The organism is Bradyrhizobium sp. 17 (genome assembly GCF_023073515.1).
In the GTDB taxonomy this organism is placed as follows: domain Bacteria; phylum Pseudomonadota; class Alphaproteobacteria; order Rhizobiales; family Xanthobacteraceae; genus Bradyrhizobium; species Bradyrhizobium canariense_D.
Genome location: NZ_JADPJQ010000076.1, coordinates 1 through 23116, shown reverse-complemented (window position 1 = coordinate 23116; position 23116 = coordinate 1). Strand labels below are relative to the sequence as shown.

Annotated in this window: 11 protein-coding genes and 3 pseudogenes; 9 read left to right on the top strand and 5 right to left on the bottom strand. The window is 61.1% G+C overall.

Annotated elements, in window-relative coordinates; all coding sequences use genetic code 11:
- Positions 1-496: 496 nt before the first annotated feature.
- The 3 genes from IVB13_RS15700 (at position 497) to IVB13_RS40195 (ending at position 15587) form a co-directional block, all read left to right on the top strand.
- A complete protein-coding gene (locus IVB13_RS15700; RefSeq protein WP_247489520.1) occupies positions 497-13018 on the top strand; it encodes a VCBS domain-containing protein in 12522 nt (4173 codons plus the stop codon).
- A gap of 1100 nt (positions 13019-14118) precedes the next feature.
- Positions 14119-14919, top strand: a complete 801-nt coding sequence (locus IVB13_RS15695; protein WP_247489517.1) for a hypothetical protein — start codon at positions 14119-14121, stop codon at positions 14917-14919.
- A gap of 539 nt (positions 14920-15458) precedes the next feature.
- Positions 15459-15587: a hypothetical protein gene (locus IVB13_RS40195; protein ID WP_256467694.1), complete on the top strand. Its 129-nt coding sequence runs from the start codon at positions 15459-15461 to the stop codon at positions 15585-15587.
- A gap of 439 nt (positions 15588-16026) precedes the next feature.
- Here IVB13_RS40195 and IVB13_RS15690 read toward each other — a convergent pair.
- Positions 16027-16167 (bottom strand): annotated as a pseudogene (locus IVB13_RS15690) (H-NS histone family protein); the annotation flags it as partial.
- A gap of 485 nt (positions 16168-16652) precedes the next feature.
- Here IVB13_RS15690 and IVB13_RS15685 point away from each other — a divergent pair.
- Positions 16653-16877 (top strand): hypothetical protein, encoded by a 225-nt coding sequence (locus IVB13_RS15685; protein WP_247489516.1) that lies wholly within the window; start codon positions 16653-16655, stop codon positions 16875-16877.
- 1826 nt (positions 16878-18703) lie between these two features.
- Positions 18704-18943 (top strand): hypothetical protein, encoded by a 240-nt coding sequence (locus IVB13_RS15680; protein ID WP_247489514.1) that lies wholly within the window; start codon positions 18704-18706, stop codon positions 18941-18943.
- A 156-nt stretch (positions 18944-19099) separates the two neighbouring features.
- Here the strand turns inward: IVB13_RS15680 and IVB13_RS15675 are convergent, their stop codons facing one another.
- Entirely contained in the window at positions 19100-19273 is a 174-nt protein-coding gene (locus IVB13_RS15675) for a hypothetical protein (protein WP_247489512.1), read from the bottom strand.
- Between the two features lie 518 nt (positions 19274-19791).
- Here IVB13_RS15675 and IVB13_RS15670 point away from each other — a divergent pair.
- The 3 genes and pseudogenes from IVB13_RS15670 to IVB13_RS15665 all read left to right on the top strand — a co-directional run bounded on the left by IVB13_RS15670 (position 19792) and on the right by IVB13_RS15665 (position 21046).
- Positions 19792-20037 (top strand): PilZ domain-containing protein, encoded by a 246-nt coding sequence (locus IVB13_RS15670; RefSeq protein ID WP_247489510.1) that lies wholly within the window; start codon positions 19792-19794, stop codon positions 20035-20037.
- A 431-nt stretch (positions 20038-20468) separates the two neighbouring features.
- On the top strand, positions 20469-20603 hold the full coding sequence (locus IVB13_RS40190; protein ID WP_007595432.1) for a hypothetical protein: 135 nt from the start codon (positions 20469-20471) through the stop codon (positions 20601-20603).
- Between the two features lie 229 nt (positions 20604-20832).
- Positions 20833-21046, top strand: a pseudogene (locus IVB13_RS15665) (hypothetical protein).
- Between the two features lie 180 nt (positions 21047-21226).
- Here IVB13_RS15665 and IVB13_RS15660 read toward each other — a convergent pair.
- Together IVB13_RS15660 and IVB13_RS15655 are read right to left on the bottom strand one after the other, a co-directional pair.
- A complete protein-coding gene (locus tag IVB13_RS15660) occupies positions 21227-21403 on the bottom strand; it encodes a hypothetical protein (RefSeq protein ID WP_157643135.1) in 177 nt (58 codons plus the stop codon).
- A 319-nt stretch (positions 21404-21722) separates the two neighbouring features.
- Positions 21723-21932 carry a hypothetical protein gene (locus IVB13_RS15655; RefSeq protein WP_007595423.1) on the bottom strand — a complete coding sequence of 70 codons (210 nt, stop codon included), beginning with the start codon at positions 21930-21932 and terminating at the stop codon, positions 21723-21725.
- A gap of 605 nt (positions 21933-22537) precedes the next feature.
- On the opposite strand from IVB13_RS15655, the gene IVB13_RS15650 reads away from it, so the two are divergent.
- Positions 22538-22966 (top strand): hypothetical protein, encoded by a 429-nt coding sequence (locus IVB13_RS15650; protein ID WP_247489531.1) that lies wholly within the window; start codon positions 22538-22540, stop codon positions 22964-22966.
- Here the strand turns inward: IVB13_RS15650 and IVB13_RS15645 are convergent.
- Positions 22912-23116: pseudogene (locus IVB13_RS15645) on the bottom strand (IS701 family transposase); the annotation flags it as partial. The gene IVB13_RS15650 and the pseudogene IVB13_RS15645 sit on opposite strands and share 55 nt — an antisense overlap.

Sequence of the window (23116 nt, the reverse complement as noted above, 5' to 3'; positions counted from 1 at the left end):
TCTCCGCCGCAGATTCTTCCACTTCGTCACACAGGAAGGACTGATGTGAAGCACTTCTGCAATCAAACGAACGCTCTCCCCCGCGTCAGCTCGCGCAAGAGCGCGTTCGCGAATGTCTTCCGAATCCGGGCGCGTCATGCATGCTGGCCTTCGTTCTCAGCATGAAGCTTGAATCAGAAATCCTCGCCCTCGAGAATCCCGATTCCGGCAAAGAGCAATATGCTCCAGGTAACTCTCCGTAATTTTACGGACCTTCGGGGTCCGCTGTAATCATATTTGGTTCGGATAATTCCGCGGGGAAGGTCGTGCTTGCGTTTCGCTTAATCGAAAGCTTGACCAGAACGTGGTGCTTCTACTAATAGTGAGAATTGAATTAATTGCTCGTTTACCAATCGATTGTGAACCCGGAAGAGATTAGCGGTCAAAGCCGACGATCAATCCGACATTTCTGGCTGCTGCAACCGACACAAAAAATTTTTGCGGGGGAGGGATTTCCGTGCCTAATTCACTAGCTGTGATCGGTACTCCTACTGTCAGCTTCGTCACCGAAGACGCCAACCTGCTGACGCTGACAGCACAGGGATCGATCTCAATTACGGACACCAATGCAGGCCAGGCCTTCTTCAAGACCTCGGTCATCGCATCAAGTGGTGATCTCGGTTCGCTCTCCATCGCCGCGAACGGCTCCTACGTCTACTCCGTCGCCGACAGCAAGGTACAGTATCTCGGCGCCGGCGAGACCAAGGTAGACACTTTCACCGTCACCTCCTTAGACGGAACCACCAAGCAGGTCGCCTTCACGATTGTCGGCGTCAACGACACAGCCATGATCGGCACGCCCACCGTGGTCGACGTCACCGAGGACGCCACCAGTCCCATCCTCAAGGCCACCGGCTCGATCTCGATCACCGACGCCGACCAGAACCAAGCCGCCTTCAAGACCACGGTCGCATCCGCCGCCGGCAACCTCGGCACGCTCGTGCTGCAGAGCAACGGCAGCTACACCTATTCGGTCGCCGACTCAGCCGTGCAGTATCTCGGCGCCGGCCAGGTCAAGACCGACACCTTCACCGTCACCTCCCTCGACGGCACCCCCAAGCTGATTTGCTTCAACGTCCACGGCACCAACGACGCCGCCGTGATCGGCACCCCCGACCATCACGACGTCACCGAGGACGCATCCAATCCGAATCTGTCCGTCACGGGCTCGATCTCCATCACCGACGCCGACCAGGGCCAGTCAGCCTTCAAGACCATCGTCAATTCGGCATCCGGCAACCTCGGCAGCCTCGTGCTCGCCGCCAACGGCACCTACACATATTCGGTCGCCAACGCGGCCACCCAGTATCTCGGTGCGGGCGATACCAAGGTCGACACCTTCACGGTAACCTCGCTGGACGGCACCCAGAAGCAGATTTCATTCACCATCCACGGCATCAATGACGCCGCCGTCATCGGCGTGCCGACGGTCCACGACGTCACCGAGGACGCCGCCACTCCGGTGATCTATGCGACCGGAACGGTCTCCATCACCGACGCCGACCAGGGCGAATCCGCCTTCCAGCCGACGCTCCAGGCAGGCAACGGCAACCTCGGCGCGCTCGTCATGGGCAGCAACGGCGCCTACATCTACGCCGTCCTCGACAGTGCCGTTCAGTACCTGGGTGCGGGCGAAACCAAGGTCGACAGCTTCACGTTGACCGCGCTCGACGGCACCTCGAAGGTGGTCGCCTTCACCATCCACGGCACCAACGACGCCGCCGTCATCGGCGCGCCTGCCGTTCACGACGTCGCCGAGGACGTCGGCGTTTCCACCGCGGGCAATCTGTCCGCGGCGGGCACGCTCTCGATCTCCGATGCCGACCAGAACCAGGCCTCGTTCCAGACCACGGTTACGGCGGCTGCCGGCACCCTCGGACATCTCAGCATCGCCGCAGACGGTGCCTATTCCTACACCGTCGCCGACAGCGCCGTGCAATATCTCGGCGCCAGCGATTCCAAGGTCGAGATTTTCACGGTCACCGCGTTCGACGGCACCCAGAAGCAGGTTTCGTTCACGATCCACGGCGCCAATGACGCCGCCGCGATCGGCACACCGACCGTCCACGATGTGACCAAGAACGCATCGCCGACAACCCTCACCGCCACCGGCGTCATCTCGGTCACGGACGCTGACCAGAACCAGGCCTCGTTCCAGACCACCGTCGGATCGGCGGCGGGTAATCTCGGCCATCTCGTCATCGCCGCCAACGGCGCCTACACCTATTCCGTCGCCAACTCGGCCACCCAGTACCTGGGCGCAGCGGACGTCAAGGTGGACACCTTCACGGTCACCTCGCTCGACGGCACCCCGAAGCAGGTCACCTTCACGATCCACGGCGGCAGCGGCGCCGGCACGCCGGCGACGATCGGAAATCCGAGCAATGCCACCGTGACCGAGGACGTCGGCGGCGCCACGCTGACGGCGATCGGAACCATCCTGGTCACTGATCCGGACGCCGGCCAGGCCGCCTTCCAGACAACGGTTGCACCAGGATCCGGCAACCTCGGCGGTCTCGTGCTGCAGAGCAACGGCAGCTACACCTATTCGGTCGCCGACAGTGCTGTGCAATACCTCGGGGCAGGCGAAGCCAAGGTCGACACCTTCACCATCAAGTCGATCGACGGCACCTCGAAGGTGGTCTCCTTCACCGTCCAGGGCGCCAACGATGCGGCAACCATCAGCGATCCGGTCGTCCACAGCGTCACCGAGGATGTCAACGTGTCGGGGGCCGGCAACCTCACCGCCACCGGACAACTGACGGCCGTCGATGCCGACCAGAACCAGTCCTCGTTCCAGGCCGGGTCGGCCGCGGGTGCGGGCAACCTCGGTGCGCTCGCCTTCGCCGCCAACGGCACCTATACCTATTCGGTCGCCAATTCCGCGGTGCAATCGCTCGGCGCGAACGACAGTCACATCGACACGTTCACCGTCCATTCCCTGGACGGCACGGTCAAGGTAATCTCGTTCACGGTCCAGGGCGCCAACGATGCGGCCACCATCAGCGACCCGGTCGTCCACAGCGTCACCGAGGACCTCAATCCCGTAAACGGCAACCTTACCGCCACCGGGCAATTGACGGCCACCGACGTCGACAACGGCCAGTCCTCGTTCCAGCTCGGCGCCATCGGCATTGCCGGCAACCTCGGCACGCTGACGCTCGCCGCGAACGGCACCTACACCTATTCCGTGGCCAACAGCGCGACGCAGTCGCTGGGCGCTGGTCAGACCCACACGGACAGCTTCACGATCCACTCGCTGGACGACACGCCGAAGACTGTCACCTTCGACGTCATCGGCGCCAACGACGCCGCCGTCATCAGCGACCCCGTCCAGCACGATGTGACCGAAGACACTGGCACGACGCTGTCCGTGTCGGGCCAGATCACAGCCACCGATCCCGACCAGGGCCAGTCGCAGTTCGGCACCTCGGTCCCGGCCTCCGGCAATCTCGGGCATCTGACGATCACCTCCGACGGCCACTACACCTACAGCGTCGATAATGCGCTGGTGCAGGGCCTCGCCGCGGGCGAGATCCGTATCGAGACCTTCACCGTCTCCTCGATCGACGGCACGCAGAAGCCGGTTTCCTTCACCATCCACGGCACCCAGGACGCCCCGATCCTGACCGCAGACAACGTCTCCGGCGCCGATGACGGCCTGATTCAGCTCTCCATCAAGACCTACTTGGTCGACGACAGCGGCACCCTCGGAACCGTCAGCATCAAGGGCATTCCAGACACCTATACGCTCAACCACGGAACCCCGTTCGAAGACGGTCACTGGGAAGTGTCGGCGTCAGATCTCGGCACGCTGGCCCTTGTCCCCGGCGCGCATGCGCACGCCGACACCCTGGTTCTGCAGGTGTCGGTCGCCTCGATCGAAAGCGGGCATCCATCAGTCGCCACGACCAGCATGACGGTCGACGTCACGGCGGGCCTTCACGACACCAGCAACCGCGCGGTGGACGGCTACATCGCCGGCGCCTTCGTGTTCGCCGACAAGAACGGCAACGGCGTGTTCGATGACGGCGAGGCCTCCGCGATCACCAATGCCGACGGCAGTTTCACGCTGCACAATCCGGTCGGCACCCTGATCATGACGGGCGGCACCGACGTTTCCACCGGGCTCGCCTTCTCCGGAACGCTGAAAGCGCCTGAAGGCTCCACCGTCGTCACCCCGCTGACGACCCTCATCACTTCGCTGGCGGTCGGCGGCGTGTCCGCGGCCGACGCCACCCTGCAGGTTGCAGCCGCATTCCACCTCGACGGCGTCGAGCTCACGACGTTCGACCCGGTCCCGACCGCCATCGGCGGCGACCCGACTGCAACGGCCGTGCTTTCAGCCGGCGTCCAGGTCCAGAGCACCGTCGCACAGATTTCCGCGGTCGGCGCATCGTCGGCCGACGTCTTCGACGCCATCGCGGGCGCCATCACCGCCGCCAACACAGGTACCGGCGACGGCACGATCGACCTCAGCACCGGCACGACCGTGGCCTCCATCGTTTCCGGGTCCGGCGTCACCGGCACGGCTGCCGACCTCGTCACGAGCACGGTCAGCGCGGCCAACGACAGCATCCAGGCGGCCGCAAACGTCACCCAGATCGCACAGGCCGGCCAGGTCGCGCAGGGCGCGGCCACGACCGAACTCGCCTCGGCCGCTGCAACCAACTTCACGAATACCGACCAACTGGCGGCCATCCATCACAACTACATCGAACCCACCGGCCTGGCATCGCAAGTAGCCTCCGCCGAGGTCGCCGCTCCCGGGATCGCCGTGCTCGGCACGTCGGGCAACGACGTCCTGACGGGCACGATAGCCATCGACACCATCGACGGGCTCGAGGGCAACGACCAGATTTCGGGCGGCGACGGCGCCGACCAGCTGTTCGGCGGTGCAGGAAGCGACCAGATCGCCGGCAATGCCGGCAACGACAAGATCGACGGCGGCACCGGCTTCGACCGCGCTACCTACACCGACGCGACCGGCAGCGTGACCGTCAACATGGCCGCCGGCACGGTCTCCGGCGCAGGCGTCGGCAGCGACACGCTGGTCAATGTCGAAGGCATCATCGGCTCCGACTTCGCCGACACCTACGATGCGACCGGCTTTGCCGGCGTCACCGGCCTGGCCGGTGCGGTCATCGGCTACAACGAATTCGAAGGCGGAAAGGGCAACGACCAGATCACCGGCCTTCTCAACGTACCGGGCCAGGCACTGACGCGCATCAGCTATATCCACGCCACCGACGGCGTTACCATGGATATCCAGAACCACACGGCGCAGGCGACCAACGGAACCGTTGCGCAGGATCTCGCTTCCATCGGCCAGGACAGCTTCTCCAACGTGTCCGGGGTCATCGGCTCGGCCTTCAACGACACTCTGCGCGGCACCAACAATGGACCGGGGACATACGAGAGCTATGAGGGACGCGCCGGCAACGATCTGATCGACGGCCGGGGCGGCTACGACATCGCCGTCTACTCGAACGACGCGGCGACCACGGCCGGCATCACCGTGCATTTGGCGGCCGGCACCGTCGTCGGCGATGCCACGATAGGCACCGATACGCTCGTAGCAGTGGAAGCCGTGCGCGGCACCAACTTCGCCGACGTATTCGACGCGACCGGCTTCGGCGCCGGGGGTGCGAACATCGGCTCCTTGGGCAACTTCAACGACTTCCAGGGAGCCGGCGGCGACGACACCATCATCGGCAACGGCGCCACACGCCTCAACTACACCAACGCCGCCGGCGCTGTGACCGCCGATCTCCAGGGAACGACGGTATCGACCAATCCGCTTCTGGTCGCCGGCACCGCTACGGCACTTGGCGAAGGTACCGACAGCTTTACCGGCGTGAATGCGGTTCAGGGATCCGCTTTCGGCGACACGCTGCTGGGAAGCAACCTCAACAATACCTTCACCGGACTCGGCGGAGACGACTACATGGACGGCCGCGGCGGTTTCGACGTCGCCAGCTACAACAGCCTGACCACCGCGACCACCGGCGTCAGCGTGAACCTTGCCGCCGGAACGGCGACCGGAATCAACGACGGTTCGATCGGTCACGACACGCTCCGCTCGATCGAAGGCGTCCAGGGCACCTTCTTTGCCGACACATTCGACGCCACGGGATATGGCCTGGCGGGAGCGGCCAACGTCAGCAACAGCAACGGCAGCTTCAACCAGTTCGAAGGCCTTGCGGGCGACGATGTCATCACCGGCAACGGCAACACCCGCGTCATCTATGGCAATGCATTGGCCGCGGTCACGGTCAACCTTTCGCTCGGAACCGCCCACGGCACCATCGCGGGCGACGCGGCGGGCGTCGGCACCGACCTCTTCACCGGCGGCATCTTCAGTGTCACCGGTTCGGCATTCGGCGATACCCTGATCGGCAATGCCAACAGCAACATGTTCGTCGGCGGCGGCGGCAGCGACGCCATCGACGGCGGCGCCGGCGGCGACGTCGCGATTTTCTCCGGAACCAGGATCCAGTACACGGTCAACGGCGCCGGCCAGGTCACCGTTCAGGACACGGTCGGCGGACGCGACGGCACCGACACCCTCACCAACGTCGAGGTCCTGCAGTTCACCAACGCCAACGTACTGGTGGCTTCCGGTACGCAGGCGGCCCCCGTCGATCTTTCCGACACCGGGCTATTCTTCAACGCGCAGGCCAATGCGCTGACCACCCTGACCGGATCCGCGGACGACTACGTCAAGATCAACCAGGGTCTTTCCGGACATACGATCGACCTTGGCGCCGCCGCCAACGACACCGTCATCCTCGGCATCACCGGCGGCTACAACCTCACCCTCGCCAACGTCGAGCACCTGGTCGGGACCGCCGGCGACGACTTCGTCGGCTTCAGCACCAACCTCAACGGCCTCACCATCGACATGGGCGGCGGCAATGACAACGTCAGCCTCGCCAACGGCTCCAACTCGCTCAGCGTGACCGGCGCCGAGATACTCACGGGCAGCGACTTCGCACCCGGCAACGTCTCCAACGACACTCTAACGCTGCAGAACACCGTCAGCGGCCTCTCCGTCAATCTCGGCAACGGCATCAACACGCTGAATCTCACGGCCGGCGTCAACTCGTTCACCAGCATCTACAATGTCGACACCGTCGTCGGCTCCGCCTCGAACGACACCCTGACAGTCGGAAACGGCCTGTCTTCGCCGAACAACGACCAATCGGTCGACCTTGGCGGTGGCGACGACACCCTCCAGGTCGGAAACACCTACCTCAACGCCGCGCTCCACGGCGTCGAGCACCTGGTCGGCAGCACCGGCGACGACTTCTACTCGCTGACCAACAATCAGGTGGGCCTTTCCGTCGACCTTGGCGCCGGCAACGACTACCTTGTCCTGGCCAACGGCGCGAACGCCGTCGCTGTGACCAATGTCGAGAACATCAACGGCAACGACTTCACTCCCGGCGTCGTTTCCGACGACACGCTGACGCTGCTCAACAACGTCAGCGGCCTCTCCGTCAATCTCGGTAACGGTCACAACACATTGAACCTCGCCGCCGGCGCCAACTCGTTCAACGGCACCTACAACGTCCAGGACATCTACGGCTCCGCCTCGGAAGATACGTTGACAGTTAACTCGCAATTCGGCAGCTTCGCGCTTCACGGCATCGAACATCTGGCCGTCGCCGGCCAGAACGACGCCTTCTATGTGCTGACCGACGATCAGAACGGGCTGTCCGTCGACCTCGGCGCCGGCAATACCGGGCTGCAAATCGCCTCCGGAGCCAATACGCTGTCGCTGACGAACGTCTCGGTCGTCGGCTCGGCCGACTTCTTCGGGGGCAACGCACCCGTATCCGACGACACCCTGACGCTGTCGGACGACGTATCGGGCGTCACCGTCAACCTGCAGCAGGGCGACAACACCCTGAATCTCGCTGCCGGAACCAATTCGGTCTCCACCTATGGCGTCCAGCACATCAACGGATCTGCTTCCGCCGATGCACTGACCCTGTTCAACGCCGGCGGCATCGCCGTCGACCTCGGCGCTGGCAACGACAGCGTGGATCTCGTTGGACCAGCCAGCGTCACCGTGAAGAACGTCGAACACGTCAACGGCAGCGCCTTTACCGACTTCATCACCGACGTCGGCGTCTTCGGCACCACCGTCATCACCGGCGGCGGCGGCGCGGACTTCATGACCGCAGGCGCGGCGGTTGACGTCATCCGCTACACCGATGCGTCGGAATCCTCCGCGGCCACCGCAATGGACGACGTCAACAACTTCGATGCAACCCAGGACCAGTTCCTGCTGGACGGCGTCGCCGGCCTTGCCGGCTCGGTGCACTTCATGGCCTCCGGCGTGCTCGACGGTTCGCCCATAGCGCCGCAGGCCGAAGCCATCCTCGTCGATGTCGGCGGCCAGCAGCAGCTCCAGATCGACGTCAACGGTGACGGCGTGATCGGCGCCGGCGACATCTCGGTCATCATGAACGGCCTCAACGGCCACCTGAGCGATGCCAATTTCGCCGTCGTCACGCCGAACCACGCGCCGACCGACATCCTGCTGTCGGGCGCCGCAATCGTCCCCGAGAACAGCGCACCGGGATCGGTGGTCGGCCTGCTCTCCGACATGGATCCGGATGCGGCCGACGGCGCCACCTACGCCTTGACCAGCAACCCCGGCGGCCTATTTGCCATCGTCAACGGCAACCAGATCGTCACCACCGCGCCGCTCGATTTCGAACAGGCCGCATCCCACCAGGTCACCGTCCAGGTGACCGATACGGCCGGCGCCACCTTCAGCAAGAACTTCCAGATCGGCGTCACCAACGTTAACGAGGCACCGACCGACGTCACGCTGAGCAACAATACGGTCGCGGAAAACAGCGCGGCCAACGCCGTCGTCGGCTTCCTGACCGCCGTCGATCCGGACGCAGAAAGCACGGCAACCTATGAGATGATCGACGATGCCGGCGGGCTGTTCAGCCTGGTCGGTAACCAGGTGGTCACCACGGGTCCGCTGGACTTCGAGCAGACGGCCTCCCACCAGATCACGGTGCGCGCCACCGACGGCGGCGGGCTCACGGTCAACAAGACCTTCACCATCGCCACCACCGACGTCAACGAAGCCCCGACGGCGGTCCTGCTGTCGAATTCCTCGGTCGCCGAGAACAGCGCAGCCAACACGGTCGTCGGGGCGCTTTCCGTGCTCGATCCCGACGCCAGCGACAGCGCCACCTTCACGCTGACCAGCAATCCCGGCGGCTTGTTCGCAATTCTAAACGGCAACCTCGTCACCACGGCTCCGCTGGACTTCGAGCAGGCGACGTCCCACTCCGTCACGGTGCGCGCCACCGACGCCGGCGGGCTCACCCACGATACGACCTTCGCGATCGGGACCACCAACATCAACGAAGCCCCGACCGACATCTCGCTGTCGAACACCGTCATCCCGCAGGGAACCGCCCACGGCAACGTTGTCGGCACCCTCTCCGCGCTCGACCCGGACGCAGGCGATACCTTCAGCTACACACTGACTGACAACGCCGGCGGCCAGTTCGGCATCAGCGGCGGCAACGTCGTCGTCGCGGGCCCGCTGACCACCGGAACCGAGCAGATCACGGTCACGGCCACCGACGCAGGCGGCCTCTCGTTCCAGAAGACCATCGGCATCACCGTCAACGGCGGTTCGCTCGTCGTCGGCACCGTCGGTCCGGACACGCTGCCCGGCACCCCCGGCGACGACACCATCCAGGGTCTCGAAGCCAACGACCGCCTGCAGGGCTTCGCGGGCAACGACATCCTCGACGGCGGCCAGGGCTTCGACCGCGCGGTCTACACCGAGGCGGCTTCAGCCATCACCGTCAACCTTGCTGCCGGCACCGTCACCGGCGGATCCGGGTCCGACACGTTGATCAACATCGAAGGCATCGTCGGTAGCGAAAATGCCGATACGTTCGACGCCACCGGATTTGCCGGAGACACCGGCATTCTCGGTACCCAAATCGGCTTCAACGAGTTCGAGGGCCGCGGCGGCAACGACACCATCACCGGCGCCGTCAACAGCCAGGGCGCGCTGCTGACCCGCATTTCCTACGCTAACGCGACCGGAAGCGTCACGGTCGACCTCCAGGCGCACAGCGCAAGCGGAGATTCGTCGGTAGGCACCGACAATCTCGTCGGGGCCGGATTTGGCGGGGTTGTCGGCTCCGCTGGTGCCGACACGCTGCTGGGCACCGCCAACGCCAACGGAACCGTCGAGATCTTCGAGGGCCGCGCCGGCGCCGACCTCATCAACGGCCGCGGCGGCTTCGACCGCGCCGATTACAGCAACGATCCGGCCACGACCTCGGGCATCACCGTGAACATGACCGCCGGAACCGTGACCGGTGACGGCACTGTCGGCACCGACACGCTGCGCTCCGTGGAATCGGTGCGCGGGACCAACAAGGCCGATAGCTACGACGCCACCGGCTTCTCTGGCACGAGCGGGTCTAACCTCGGCTCCAACGGAACCTTCAACGAGTTCGTCGGCATGGGCGGCGACGACAACATCATCGGCAACAACAATACCCGGATTTCCTACATCAACGCCACCGGAGGCGTCGTCGTCGACATGCAGACCGGCGCCACACCGGAAACAGGCACCGCCGATGGCGATGCCTCGACGGGGCACGATAACTTCAGCGGCGTCAACAACGTCCAGGGCTCGATGTTCAACGACACGATCTTCGGCAGCAACATCGCGAGCACCGAGACCTTCTACGGTGGTGCCGGCAACGACACGATCGACGGCCGCGGCGGCTTCGATCTCGCCACCTACAACAACATCTACTTCTCGACCGGCGGCGTGACCGTGAACATGGCGGCAGGCACCGCCACCGGAGACGCCTCGATCGGCAGCGACACGCTGCGCTCGATCGAAGGCATCCAGGGTACCAACTTCATCGACCATTACGACGCGACGGGCTACGGCAACGGGGCGCCGGGCGCCCTCAACATCGGCAACAACGGCAACTTCAACCAGTTCGAAGGCCTCGGCGGCTATGACGTCGTCACCGGCAACGGCAACACCCGCCTCACCTACGGCAACGCACTTGCCGCGGTCACGGTCGACCTCTCACTCGGAACCGCCCACGGCACGGCTGCGGGAGATCTGGCCGCGATCGGCACCGATACCTTCACCGGCGGCGTCAACAGCATCGCGGGCTCGGGCTTCGGTGACACGCTGATCGGCGATGCCAACAGCAACACCTTCATCGGTGGCGGCGGCAACGACACCATCGACGGCGGTGGCAAGGGCGATATTGCGATCTTCTCCGGGGCGCGGACCCAGTATACGATCACCGTCAACGGCAATCAGGTCACCGTCCAGGACAACAATCCCACGGCCCGCGACGGTACTGACACTCTCATGAACGTCGAGATACTGCAGTTTACCGGCGTCAACGTGCTGACCGCCTCAGGGACACAGGCGAATCCGGTCGACCTCTCCGACCCCGTCCTGTTCTTCGGCGCGCCGACCCTCTCGCTGGCGGTCGCGACCGGCTCCAGCAACGACTACGTCAAGATCAATCAGGCTCTCTCCGGCCATGTGATCGATCTCGGCGCCGGCACCGACGATACCGTCATGCTCGGCATCACCGGCGGCTACAATCTCACCCTCGCCAACGTCGAACATGTCGTAGGCACCGCCGGCGACGATTTCATCGGCTTCAACACCAACATCAACGGCCTCACCGTCGACATGGGCGACGGCATCGACACCATCAATCTCGTCAACGGATCGAACTGGGTCTCCGAGATCAATACCGAGAACCTCAACGGCAGCGACTGGACGGGCGCGGCATCGAACGACACGCTGACCCTGCTGAACGACGTCACCGGCCTCTCGGTCAACCTGGCCCAGGGCACCAACACCCTTAACCTGGCTGCCGGCACCAACTCGCTGGCCTTCGTAGGCAACATCGCCACCGTCAACGGCACAGGAGCCGCTGACGCGCTCACGCTGGCGAACGGCATCTACGATGCGACGGTCGACCTTGGAGGCGACACCGACACGCTGACGGTAGGGGTGCAATATGACAACCTCACCCTCCTCAACGTCGAGCACCTCGTCGTCACTTCAAACGACGCGTTCTACACACTGAACAACAACCAGAACGGTCTTTCCGTCGATCTCGGCACGGGCGCCACCGGATTGCAGGTCGCTTCCGGCGCAAATGCGCTGGCGCTGACCAACGTCTCGAGCGTCGGCACCGCCGATTATTCCGGGGCTCCGTCCGACGACACCCTGACCCTGATGAACGACGTGTCGGGACTCACCGTCAACCTGCAGCAGGGCAGCAATACGCTGAACCTCGCCGCCGGAGTCAATGACCTCGTCAACGTCTTCAATGTCGACCGCATCAACGGATCGGCCACGGACGATGTCCTTACCATCGAACAGTCGATCTTCACGCCGGGCCACAACTCGGTTGTCGACTTCGGGGATGGCAACGATACGCTCAACCTGAACAGCCAGTACAACGGCGTGACGATAATCAACGTCGAGCACGTCAACGGCAGTACCGGCAGCGACTTCATTATCATCGGCAACACGACGGGAACAACAACGGTAACTGGCGGAACGGGCGCGGACAACATCACGGCAAGCGCTGCGGCCGACAACTTCAACTTCAACAGCGCCGCCGAGTCGCAGACCGGCAACGGCGACACCGTCGTCAACTTCGACGCCTCAAGCGACACCTTCATGTTCACGAACATGACCGGTCCGAACGGCTTCACCGGACCGGTTCATTTCGTGGACACGGCGGCATTCGACGGATCGGCCGGGTCGCCACACTCCGAGGCCCGGGTCGACCAGTCGGGCGGCAATGCCACCCTGCAGATCGACGTCAACGGCAACGGCGTGATGGACGGCAACGATATCGAGATCCTTTTGGCCAACTACACCGGAACGCTGCACGACCAGAATTTCCTCCTGAGTTAGGAGGCCGCCGCGAGAGTGTTCGTCGTCTAGCGGAAGCTGAGCGCATTCCCGTGCGCGGGCTCTTGTACAGGATTGCGCTGCTTGTGTTGACTGTGCGTCCTCCCGGCGCCTTCGAAAGCTAGCGCGATCGGAGCAGCACCTGGCTCGGCAGCTATTGTCCTTTTCCACGGATAAACCGCCGCAGCAGTTTTAGCGAGCCCATGATGGATTGGAGCGAGAGTTCAGGTCTTCAGTAGGTTGGAAGGCCGCGTGTGCGCGACGTGTGCACCGGGAGGTCAAGAAGAATCTATTGAGAGCAAGTTGGCGGTCGCTGTTTGGAGTGTTGCAGAGCGTAGCGCCGTAGACGGCTTGGTGAAGTTGGCTCACCAGCAGCGCTCTGCGAGGAACGGTGCGGATTGCAATGTGGACGAAAAATGGTGTCGGGGGGATGAGGCGAACTTGGCTGCGACAAGTCTCCTGTCCATTATTCAGACGGGCCTTTGCCTCCCGATCGCCTCATCGGCCTGCGTTTGCGAAACGCGGCGCCGCCCTCGCTACGACCCTGGGGAATGCGCGCTCCAAGGTCAAAGCCGATCCTTCCTTGGAGTTTCGGGCACGGAAACTTCGGCTGCAGGAGTAGCGGACATCCCGCCCTTGACCGCGCAGACGACACGCTTGCGAAGATCCAGAGAATAAGGCTTGCCCATCCATGCTGGCCTACAATCCAGCCAGCATGGTGAATCAGAAACACACCTGGTTTGGGAATCCCAAATCGATTCAACCTAACCCTATCCCGCTTTAGGGGCGCAGTTAGTGCTACGTCGGGTTTGGGACCGAACGGAAAGGGACTGCGCGCCGAATGCAGCGCACTTGCGAAGGGTCAGGGTTCCTTTTAGTTCTCCGGCTCTGAACATACTTCCGCCTCCTCGGCTGCGTTAAAACGCCAGGACAGTTCTGGGTGAGCTGGTAAAAAAACGACGTGACGTGCAGCTCAATGCTCATCCTTGGGAAAGCTTCGCAGGCTCAAAAGCCATCTGAGTCCCGTTGAATGTTAGCTCGCCGTAGCGCAGATGCGCGGATCGCTCTCAGGCGGGTGCCTTGCATTTGATATGGAGCGCCAAATGGATGCCACGCTGGGCGACAAGCTCGCGGAAGAGCAGATCACGAAAAGCTTGGAGGAGCAGTTTTCTGAACTGGTCAACCCAGCGCGCGAAGAGGAAGTCGGTCCTTTGGTCCCGCCGACCAGGAGGAAGACGTCTCGCGCACCGCCAGCAACGATTCATCGCTCGGCGGGGTGGCGCTACGTGGTTTTCGGTTCTCTGTTGGCAGCATCCATTGGTGTCGCTGCCTGGCGGTGGTCACCCTCCGCTGATACGGCGGTGATGACCCCCTCGGACCCGGCACCTCTGATACGGGCAGCGCCGAACGCTGCCGCGCCGACTGCGATTGCCCTGTCTTCCGAGTTTGCGCGGCAGCTCCAACCGATGGCGCACGATTTCGCTGCCTTGAGGCAAAGGGTCGAACAGCTCGAGGTGAGCCAAGAACAATTGGTCCGTGACAATGGAAATCTTGTGAGCCAAATCAAAGCGAGCCGGGAAGAAATGGCACGCAGCAACAGTACCATCGACCAGATCAAGGCGACCCAGATCCAGATGGCGCGCGACAGCCAGACGCTCACCGAGCGGCTCAACGCAACCCAGGAACAATTCGCCCATGTCATCGCCAACGCCTCAGAGCCAAATGTGATGCCTGAAGAGCCAAACGTGAGCCCCGAAGAGCCAAAGGCGATGCCCAAAATACCACTGCCGCGTCCGCGACAGTCGGCCAATGTCGCCCAGACGCAAAAGCCGGCGCCAACCCCGGCGCTGCCGCACGTCAAAAAACCGCAACCGTCATCGGCATGGCCGTGGTCGGTGCACTAGAGCGACCGGAACCGAACAACCGGGCCCGGCGATGCCCAATGACCCTCTACATAGCACATAGCTCTGCTCGATCTGCTCTGCTGGGGGTGAGCAGGGCGATGTTTGCAGGTCCTGCCGCAGGCCCTTGAAGCAGGCGGCTCGAAATAGATTGGGCCCGATCTCGCCGCCTTCGAAAGGCGCTACGATGATCCCGTCCGGCCGGCGAGCCAATAGCTGCTGCACCTGTTCATGCGCAGCAAGGGGGCGGGGAGCCGCAGGTCCTCGCCGCCCCAAGGGGAAGCCTTGTTCCCGCTTTTCGGAATTGCTTAGTCCGGCAGTAGCTCGGACGCTTTTACCCCGGCCAAGCTGTGGAAATTCTTGCAGTGACCGATGGCTATGGTGGCGACATGAAGCTTGGTCGACGGCGGGTAGGACCACAGCAAAGTCGTTGCAGCACCGAGAAAGGTAACGGCCACGATTGCAGTTAAGATCGTGCGCATCGGAAGCTTCTCTGGCTTCCCCCAATTGAGGGTTCGTCCGGCGGCCCGACTAAAGGTTCAATGGAACAGCGCAAAAAATCTGAGCGCGCCGGCTATGCTGCCAACGAAAAAGGCCTCGGTCCTAAAGAAATGAGAGCCGAGGCCTTCGTGCAGGCCTTGTCCTCCAGCCGTATTCCTGATGCGAAATAGTGGCGGTGATGTCGGCCTCTGTGTCCGCTGAGAGGCGCCAAGCTGCCACCCCGAAGCACAAGGTCGAATCAGGGCAGTCGCAAGCAGAAGCATTGAGACAAAATGGCTCATGCGCATCGAGCCGCAGTTCGAAAATGCGAAGAGAGGCGAACACGAGCTACCGACTCGGAAAACACAGAGGCGCTGACCCAAAGCCTGTTGTCCACATCTCGTCATATCGGCCCAAGGCGCTCACGATTGCGATCGTGATCGGGGCCAGCGCACGATTGTCCATAAGGCAGGCGAGTTGGAGGATAGACCGGCGAAAACGATCAAGACACCCACGCGGGCCGCCGAGATGGCGTCGGCGACTGCCTTTTTCCATCGTCCCCCAGGAACACTCGCGAGCACGACTGCGGTGCTCAATTCGCCTGCCGGTTTTGATCTTTTGATCCGAAGCCTGCTCGACTAGGAAGTCGTCCAGCTTCCGGCCGCGTCGAAGCTGCGGGCGCAGCCACCGCGGTAGCCTGCCGTCCCCCCATGTCTCCGCCGGGTTCTTCGGATTGCGATATTTGGGACGAACGGGGTATGGAGGACGCTTACGATCGAACCGTGTGAGCTCAGTCGAGCCCGATTGCAAGTTGTGCAGGGCAGCTTCCAGGTGATGTAGCTCCGCGCACATTCCGTCGGGGCTACCAAAATGAAACTTGCTTAGCCATCGCCATAGGCCGTTGGGTGGAACCTTCCCGCTGCCCCAGCCCGAGCCATGGTAAGAGCCAATTTAATTGTCTGGACAATCTGAATGCCTTACAATCCTGCCAAAGGAGCTCGGGATCCTGTCTCCGCGGCGCACGGTCGATAAGCGCCCTCGGCACCTGAACCGAAAAACAAGTTTGATGCAAGAGCTTGGCTGGAGGGAGTGACTTCAATCGATTCAACGATTATTATCTTCATTATCCTACCATAATGAGATATATATGAACTAATATTTAATCGTGACGTTTAATGTTGCGCCCCATTTCAGCTCTGGCACCGTTCCTTTTAGGAAGATCCTGCACGGGACCATGTGCATTGGAGCAGTGGACAATGTCTCAACGTAACATCCGGCCTCCGACTGAAAACGACATAGGCAAACGTGAAACCTTGGCCGTGAAAGTGCCGAGCGCAGAGATTGCTGCTCAGTTCAGTGGAAGTCCCGCAGCACCGGCGATGGAGTTTCTAAAATTGTTATTGACGAAGCCGGAAAATTTAAACCGCAACCATTCCGGTCCGGACCCTGGCCTATCAGGCTTTGATCGGCCCAATGATTAGAGCTGCGAAAAAAACGGAATCGGCGGATCGCCGGAGAGGCGCTTCAGAGGTGCCGGTCGGCTCGAAGCAGCGCGCGCAAATCGATTTCACTGCCGCGGCAACACTAAAAAAATGGCCTTCAATTAGAAACCAACGCGCAGCGGCATCGCTGAGTCCTTATCTTGTAATCGAGGGCACTTTAGACGCATGCATCCGGAGTTTCCTCGCGAAGCCCGCCTGTCATTGCTGGTCGAAATGGGACCCCCGACCAGCCGGACGCAATACGCTGATATCATTTGAGAAGTTGCTCTTTCAGAGGGGTCCTGATCGGCGCCGATCGGGACCCCTCTCGCAGCACTGAATTCTATGTTGAATCAACTAGTTGCAGGCGGCCAGCATGGGGTCCCGACTTCGGTGCCGAAGCACAGCATCCTGTTGCACAAGCCATTTGCCCCTGCTTGTCACGGCGATCTCGCAGCTCCTCAATCAGGTCCCCCTACGCGAGAATGAGGCCGCCTCAACTCCGGTTCACTTCCGCTTTTGCGTCACCAATCGCAAGGGGATGTTGTGGAGATCCGCGCGACCTCGCACAGCCGGTTCTGTCCATGCCCCAGCGCGCGAGCGATGTCGTCGGGTCGATTTCCCGCGCGGCCATAGCGATCAGCCGCTGATGATCTTCCGGCGTCCACCTTCTCACCAGTGGGTAGCGTGACTGTTCCATCGCGCCAGCGGCCCCCCAGCCTGTTGCACGCCTATGCCTGCCTATACAGTTCGCAGATTCGCGCCCAACAAGCGAGGTGGGCTGCTGGTCGGCGATCGGCCAGAATGAAAGTGCTGCTGCTGGTCGCGGAGCGAGGCGCGCCGGTGATGTTCGCCCGGATCGGGGTCGTGTGCCTGTGGAAAGCGCCCTGGAGCGCAGGGGGGCTTCAGGAGCGCCCCAGGGCCGCTCACTCCATGCCGACGACGGCGTAAGGCCGGCATGATCGCCTACGGCGTTGCCCAAGGCACCGCCTATCGAAATGCCACTGCCTTAGTCGTCATGATGGTGGTGGTGGTGGTGGTGCTCATGCGAGCTGCCCCCGCCAGACCGCGCAATTAAGAACTCGCGGCGATCCTCGTCCTCTGTGGCGCTTGGCATGCTTGACTCCGGTTGGTGGCGTGCGGATATTAAGCCGAACGAAATTTAAATCAACTAAACAAATTAAGTTCCTTTTATTATTTACAAGGCCGCGAGCCGGCCTCAGGTCAGGTGGGTGTGTCCGCTACCGGACAGACCGGTCGTTGGTTGTATGTTACTGCCCGACGTCAAGAACTCGCGATTGAATACAGGCCGTTGCTAAATCATCCGCTATTTCCACACCGAACGAGCAATTTTGTTGAAGAGCGTCGCAAGGACCCTCACCGGATTAGCTAATCAATTGGACCGGCTTACCTCTCTGACGAGAGACGAAGCGCGTCACGCACGAGCCGCCGATGATCGCCCTGGGGCCGAGCCGGAAGACGGCCAACGTCTTTAGGTGCACATTGGGAGACGCAAGACCTCAGACAAGAATTCGCAAGACGCTCGGCAAAGCAGCAGATGCGGAGTGTCCACGTTGCGCTCAACATTGAACAGCCCGGGCAGTGCATCCGAAATTCAACACCTCCTATCGTTCGCCCTGCTCAGTTCCAGAATTAACTTGCAACACGAACATCAAGCTTAATTCCAGACCGTGATTGCGGCCGCGCGCTAGAGGACTAGGTTTGCGCACACGGACATTGTCCTTGTCCGCTCCACCCCAGCGAAGTCGCCGCACTATTATATTCGGTGCAGCGACTTCGACGCTGGATAGTCGCGCGAGCTTCACTTGAGAGAGCAGCCGGACCACGAAACGCTTGATCTCATCGAGATGCGTCGCCGACTTTCGGCGCTCCGGTCGAAACACTCGGACAATCTTTTAATTACTTCGCTGTTGAACCGCTTTTTCGTGAAAGTCGCATTTCTGCTGACGCCAACAGACCTGGCGCACGAGCAATATCTCAAATGCGAATTCGAACGAACGTTGATAAAGGTCAAAGAGATTGCTGCACGGACAAAATCTGACTGAAGGCCGCACCAACGCGTGGCTCTGGACCCGATTGGCCGGGTATCCGCCACTGTTCTATCGGATCAGCCAGTAGCGGTTGTCGGCTTTGGGCACCGGTGTCTGAACAATAATCTCCGCATTCGTCTTCGTCCTCCCTTAAAAAATCGGGTGCTGCTGCTATTCCCGGGGCTTGTCGGTAATCTCTCGCACAGCCAAGCTCAGCTCCAGCTCTCTGAGCGGCTCAATCAGAAGTTCTACGATCTGGTCGTAGTCAGACGCCTTCAGCGAATGCACGCCTCGCAAGGCCAGTTGCTCCTGGAGGATCATCGCCATCATGGCTTTAACGCTCATGGGCCCTCTCGTCGGGAAACAAAGATCGTCATAAAAACAATCAGAAGTAGACGTCAAAGCTTGCGGATGCGCAACGTCCGTAAGAGTACGGACGACGTAAGGCGGCAAATCCGTTTGGCGCCGCACAAACGGGAGAATGTGTCGCGTGTGCGCCTTCAGACTAATCCGTTGGAAAAGAAGGCGCCGGGCTGCTGGGACAAGTGTAACGTTTTCGCAGGTAAGGCCAGGTAGGATGTAGCTTTACTCGCCGACAGGCCAGCCATGAGATTGCTAATGACTTCGGATTGCAATGATGAACTAGCGGCTATCGCTCGAGCAATCGCAACCAAGCAGCTTTATATCGAAAGTCAAACCACCTTGATCCAGGTGCTCGAGCGTGACGGACACGACATGCTTGAGCAAAGAAAAGCTCTTGCTAAGGAAGGATCAGACCTAGCAACACAGATCGCGCGACAATTTAAGCTGCTAGAGACAAGGTGCACATCGGGCGAAGATGATCTCGTTGCGGCTATAATGAAATGATAGAACGTCGAAAGCTGGAGCGCATCGATGTGGACGAGGTCGCCTACATTTCAGGCGACGGCGCCAGCTTACGCAGCCGCGTGGTCAACATGTCGGAAGAAGGGGCAGCAGTTGAGCTTCCGTCGAAGCGGCACGTGGCCTCCACATTCAAACTAATGCTCGAGAAAGATCGCATCATCCGAAGTTGCCTCCTAGTCTGGTTGAGTGGAAATCTTATCGGGGTCTCGTTCGAGGATCTTTAGGCGGAGAAGAGTCAGTTAGCTCTGCCCTACAATGGAACTCGCGTTTCTTTTGCTGGCATGGATGGGCGATGTCAAACAATAGACCGGAAATCCGTTCGTGGTCCCCCGATGCAGCAGACGCCATGAAGAAGTGACTTCCATTTTGTGGGGACTAACACTCGCCGCTTCTTGTTTGCGCTATCGAGGAACCGCGCGCCTCTGTGCAGCGGCTAATCTTCCTTTCCTAACTCTCGCATCACGACCTTGAGCACATGAGCAACGGCTCTTGCAGCGCCTTCGCCTCGTCCCTTGGCGCGCGCACCTAACGTCGGTTAAGGGATTGGTTACCGGTCACTGTCACCATTTACATGCAGTCGCATAATGCGGCAGCGCATTCTGAGAACAGTCTATTCGACACGCCCGGTTGGCGGTCTCTTTCAGGAGACGCCCCAATGCTTAAGGGCTTCACGGTCTTCGTTGTTGCGCTGATCAGTACAGCGCAAGTGGATCAATACCTGACCCACGGTCGGTACACCGACGCGGCCATGGCTATGCTGCGGCAGATCGGTCGCGCGTTTGGATTTTAAATAGTTCTTTTGCGACGGAGACCCGTGATGGACGGCATCTCATGGGGCGATCTCGAAAGGGATGAACAACGCGCAATCGCGATATTGGGAGCCGGTCTTCCATTAAACTGTGCAGCCCCTTGCTCTCCTGGCGTCAGGTCGGCTTGGGCTGCTGCACACAATTTGCGAAGAGATGCCGTTTTGAAGTGTGTAAGCGGTTCGGCGCCGGTCGATCACGACAGGGGGTGGGATGCCAAACGCAATCGAGCTGATTGTGGACGGTTACGTTCGCTTGAACAATCGGAGGGCTCTGGATGATCTCCGCATGCAGCGTCGGAAACTGGCCGTGGACCTAAAGGCACGTCACGGGTTTTGATTTCCGGCCAACCATCCAGCAGATCGAGGAGGATATCGCCGTGATCGAGGCTGGGCTAGCGCGGTTGGATGGCGCGGCGGCGAGCTAAGCTGCCAAAGCAGTTCGCGGTTCAAGCCGCCCGATTAGCTTCTTTCTCGGTCCCGCGCATAATGATCTTGAGCACATCATCCGGCAACGGGCCATTGCAGCGCCTTCGCCTACTCTCATGTCGGCGTGGCATCCAGCCACCTGCTACAGGTCACATCGTCTCGACGCATTTTACTGGCGCTTAGTAAGGCAATAGTTCGGACGCTTTTGTCCCGGCCAGGCTGTGGAAATTCTTGCAATGACCTATGGCTGTACGGGTGACATGGCGCTCAGCCGAAGGTGTGTAAGACCACAGCATAGTGGTTGCAACAATGAGGAAGGCAACGGCGGCGATTGCAGATGAGATCAGACGCTTCATGGGAAACCTCCGGTTTCCGATTGAAGGTTCGTCCGACAGTTCGATTAAAGGTTCAATGGAAAAAGCCAAAATCTCGGCCTGCTCATGGAGTTCCGTTTGAGACGTAAGGGCGCCCGCCCGTGCTAGGCGGCATGCCCACCCGCAATCGTGAGGATCTCGCACTCTGCACCCTCCGAAAAGCCCCCGATCCGAATGGTTCGGAAACACCCCGGCATCGGTGCGAAGTTGCCGACATGGCGGTTGACGACGCGGAACAGCGCGCTTATGGCGGCTTGGTTGCTGGTGATCAAACGCGCCAACGAGAACACCCGCTCGCCACCTACTCGACGTCGATCATTCGCTCCTTGGTGATCCGCAGGCTGCGGACGTAATAGCCTTGTGCCTGAACGGCTGACTTGATTTCGTCGCTGACCTTGAGAACTCGTTTCCTGCTCTTTCGCCACTTATGTGCAGAGTAAAGCACGGGCACGGGAGAGCCTGAACTTAGAACGAGCAAGAAGCGCCTGTCATTGCGATAGACATCATACATTTCGCCCCCGCGCTTATGTTGAAGTAAGCATGTCTGGTCGTCTCCATGGACGAGCTTAGTATCGCGAATGGCTGCGCGGGTTGTAAATCTGCAACGTCCGGGATTTCTTCAGCAACGTTCCAGATTGGGAACGAACTTGATGCAAGCTCGGCCGTGGGTATTGATCAAGCTCTTGCGAGCGGTCGGGTAAAGCGGCTATCGAATTCCGCCACAACTGCGTGAGCAAACGCGCGGATGCTCGAAATGCCCCGCTGCGATCACTGCGAAGAAGAGTTCGCGCCAGAAGAGCTGGTGGTTCTTGCGCCACCGGCCGGGGACGGCGAGTTGATCTGCGGTCGGTGCATCGAAGTCAAGCTCCGTCGGGCCGTCGCGAAGCTACCGCGCGGTGATAACTGATGCTCCAGCGCATCAGGATCATCTCGATCCCACAGCTTCCGCGTAGGCGGTTCATGAGCGCGGGCGCAATCCAGCCTCCTCGTAGCATCAAGCTTAACGAGTGACATTCGTTGCCAACTTGCCGAGACGGAATATCGTCGCGTCGATCGGGCATTTTTGTTCCCGAACCATCAGTTAGCGGGGGTGGCCTGAAAACGGGTTCGATTTCCATGATTCGATATTCGTCGTATGGAAATTCGAACTATCGTGCACCAGCCGCGCAGTTCTCCTATCGCGACCCGCTGGAAGCCGAGTACCGTCAGCTCATCGAGGGACGAGAGCGGGTCAGAAAGGCCGAAGCCGCGGCCTCAAAGCGGTTTACGATCGCGACAAGGAAGGGAATTCGCCGCAACGAAGATGCATCCGCTGGCAGGCATCTGCTCGATGCGCGCGGCGGAGTTCGTGGCGTGCAGCGCCAGGGTTGTAACCACCAAAGTCAGGTCGTCGAGAGTGGTCGAGATGCCCCGGTGGCGGGCTTGGGGGAGAAGCGTGCAGTCGCTGGCACTAGCACTACTTTGGCAGAATGTGTTTTCGCCGCTGTTTTTCAAGGATTTGCTTTCGGCAATATGGGCACTGCTGAGACGGCGGCCGAAGGATGAGATCGACGATGGCGTGACGTACGGCGGGCATGGTTGGTTGAGGCGGAGGCCCGTTGATTCTTTTTTTTCCGCCCCGCGTATGCGAGGCGACGATGTTGCAGGAAGGCGTAGGCAATCATTGTCATAAGGGCGTGGCGATGAAGACCTTGC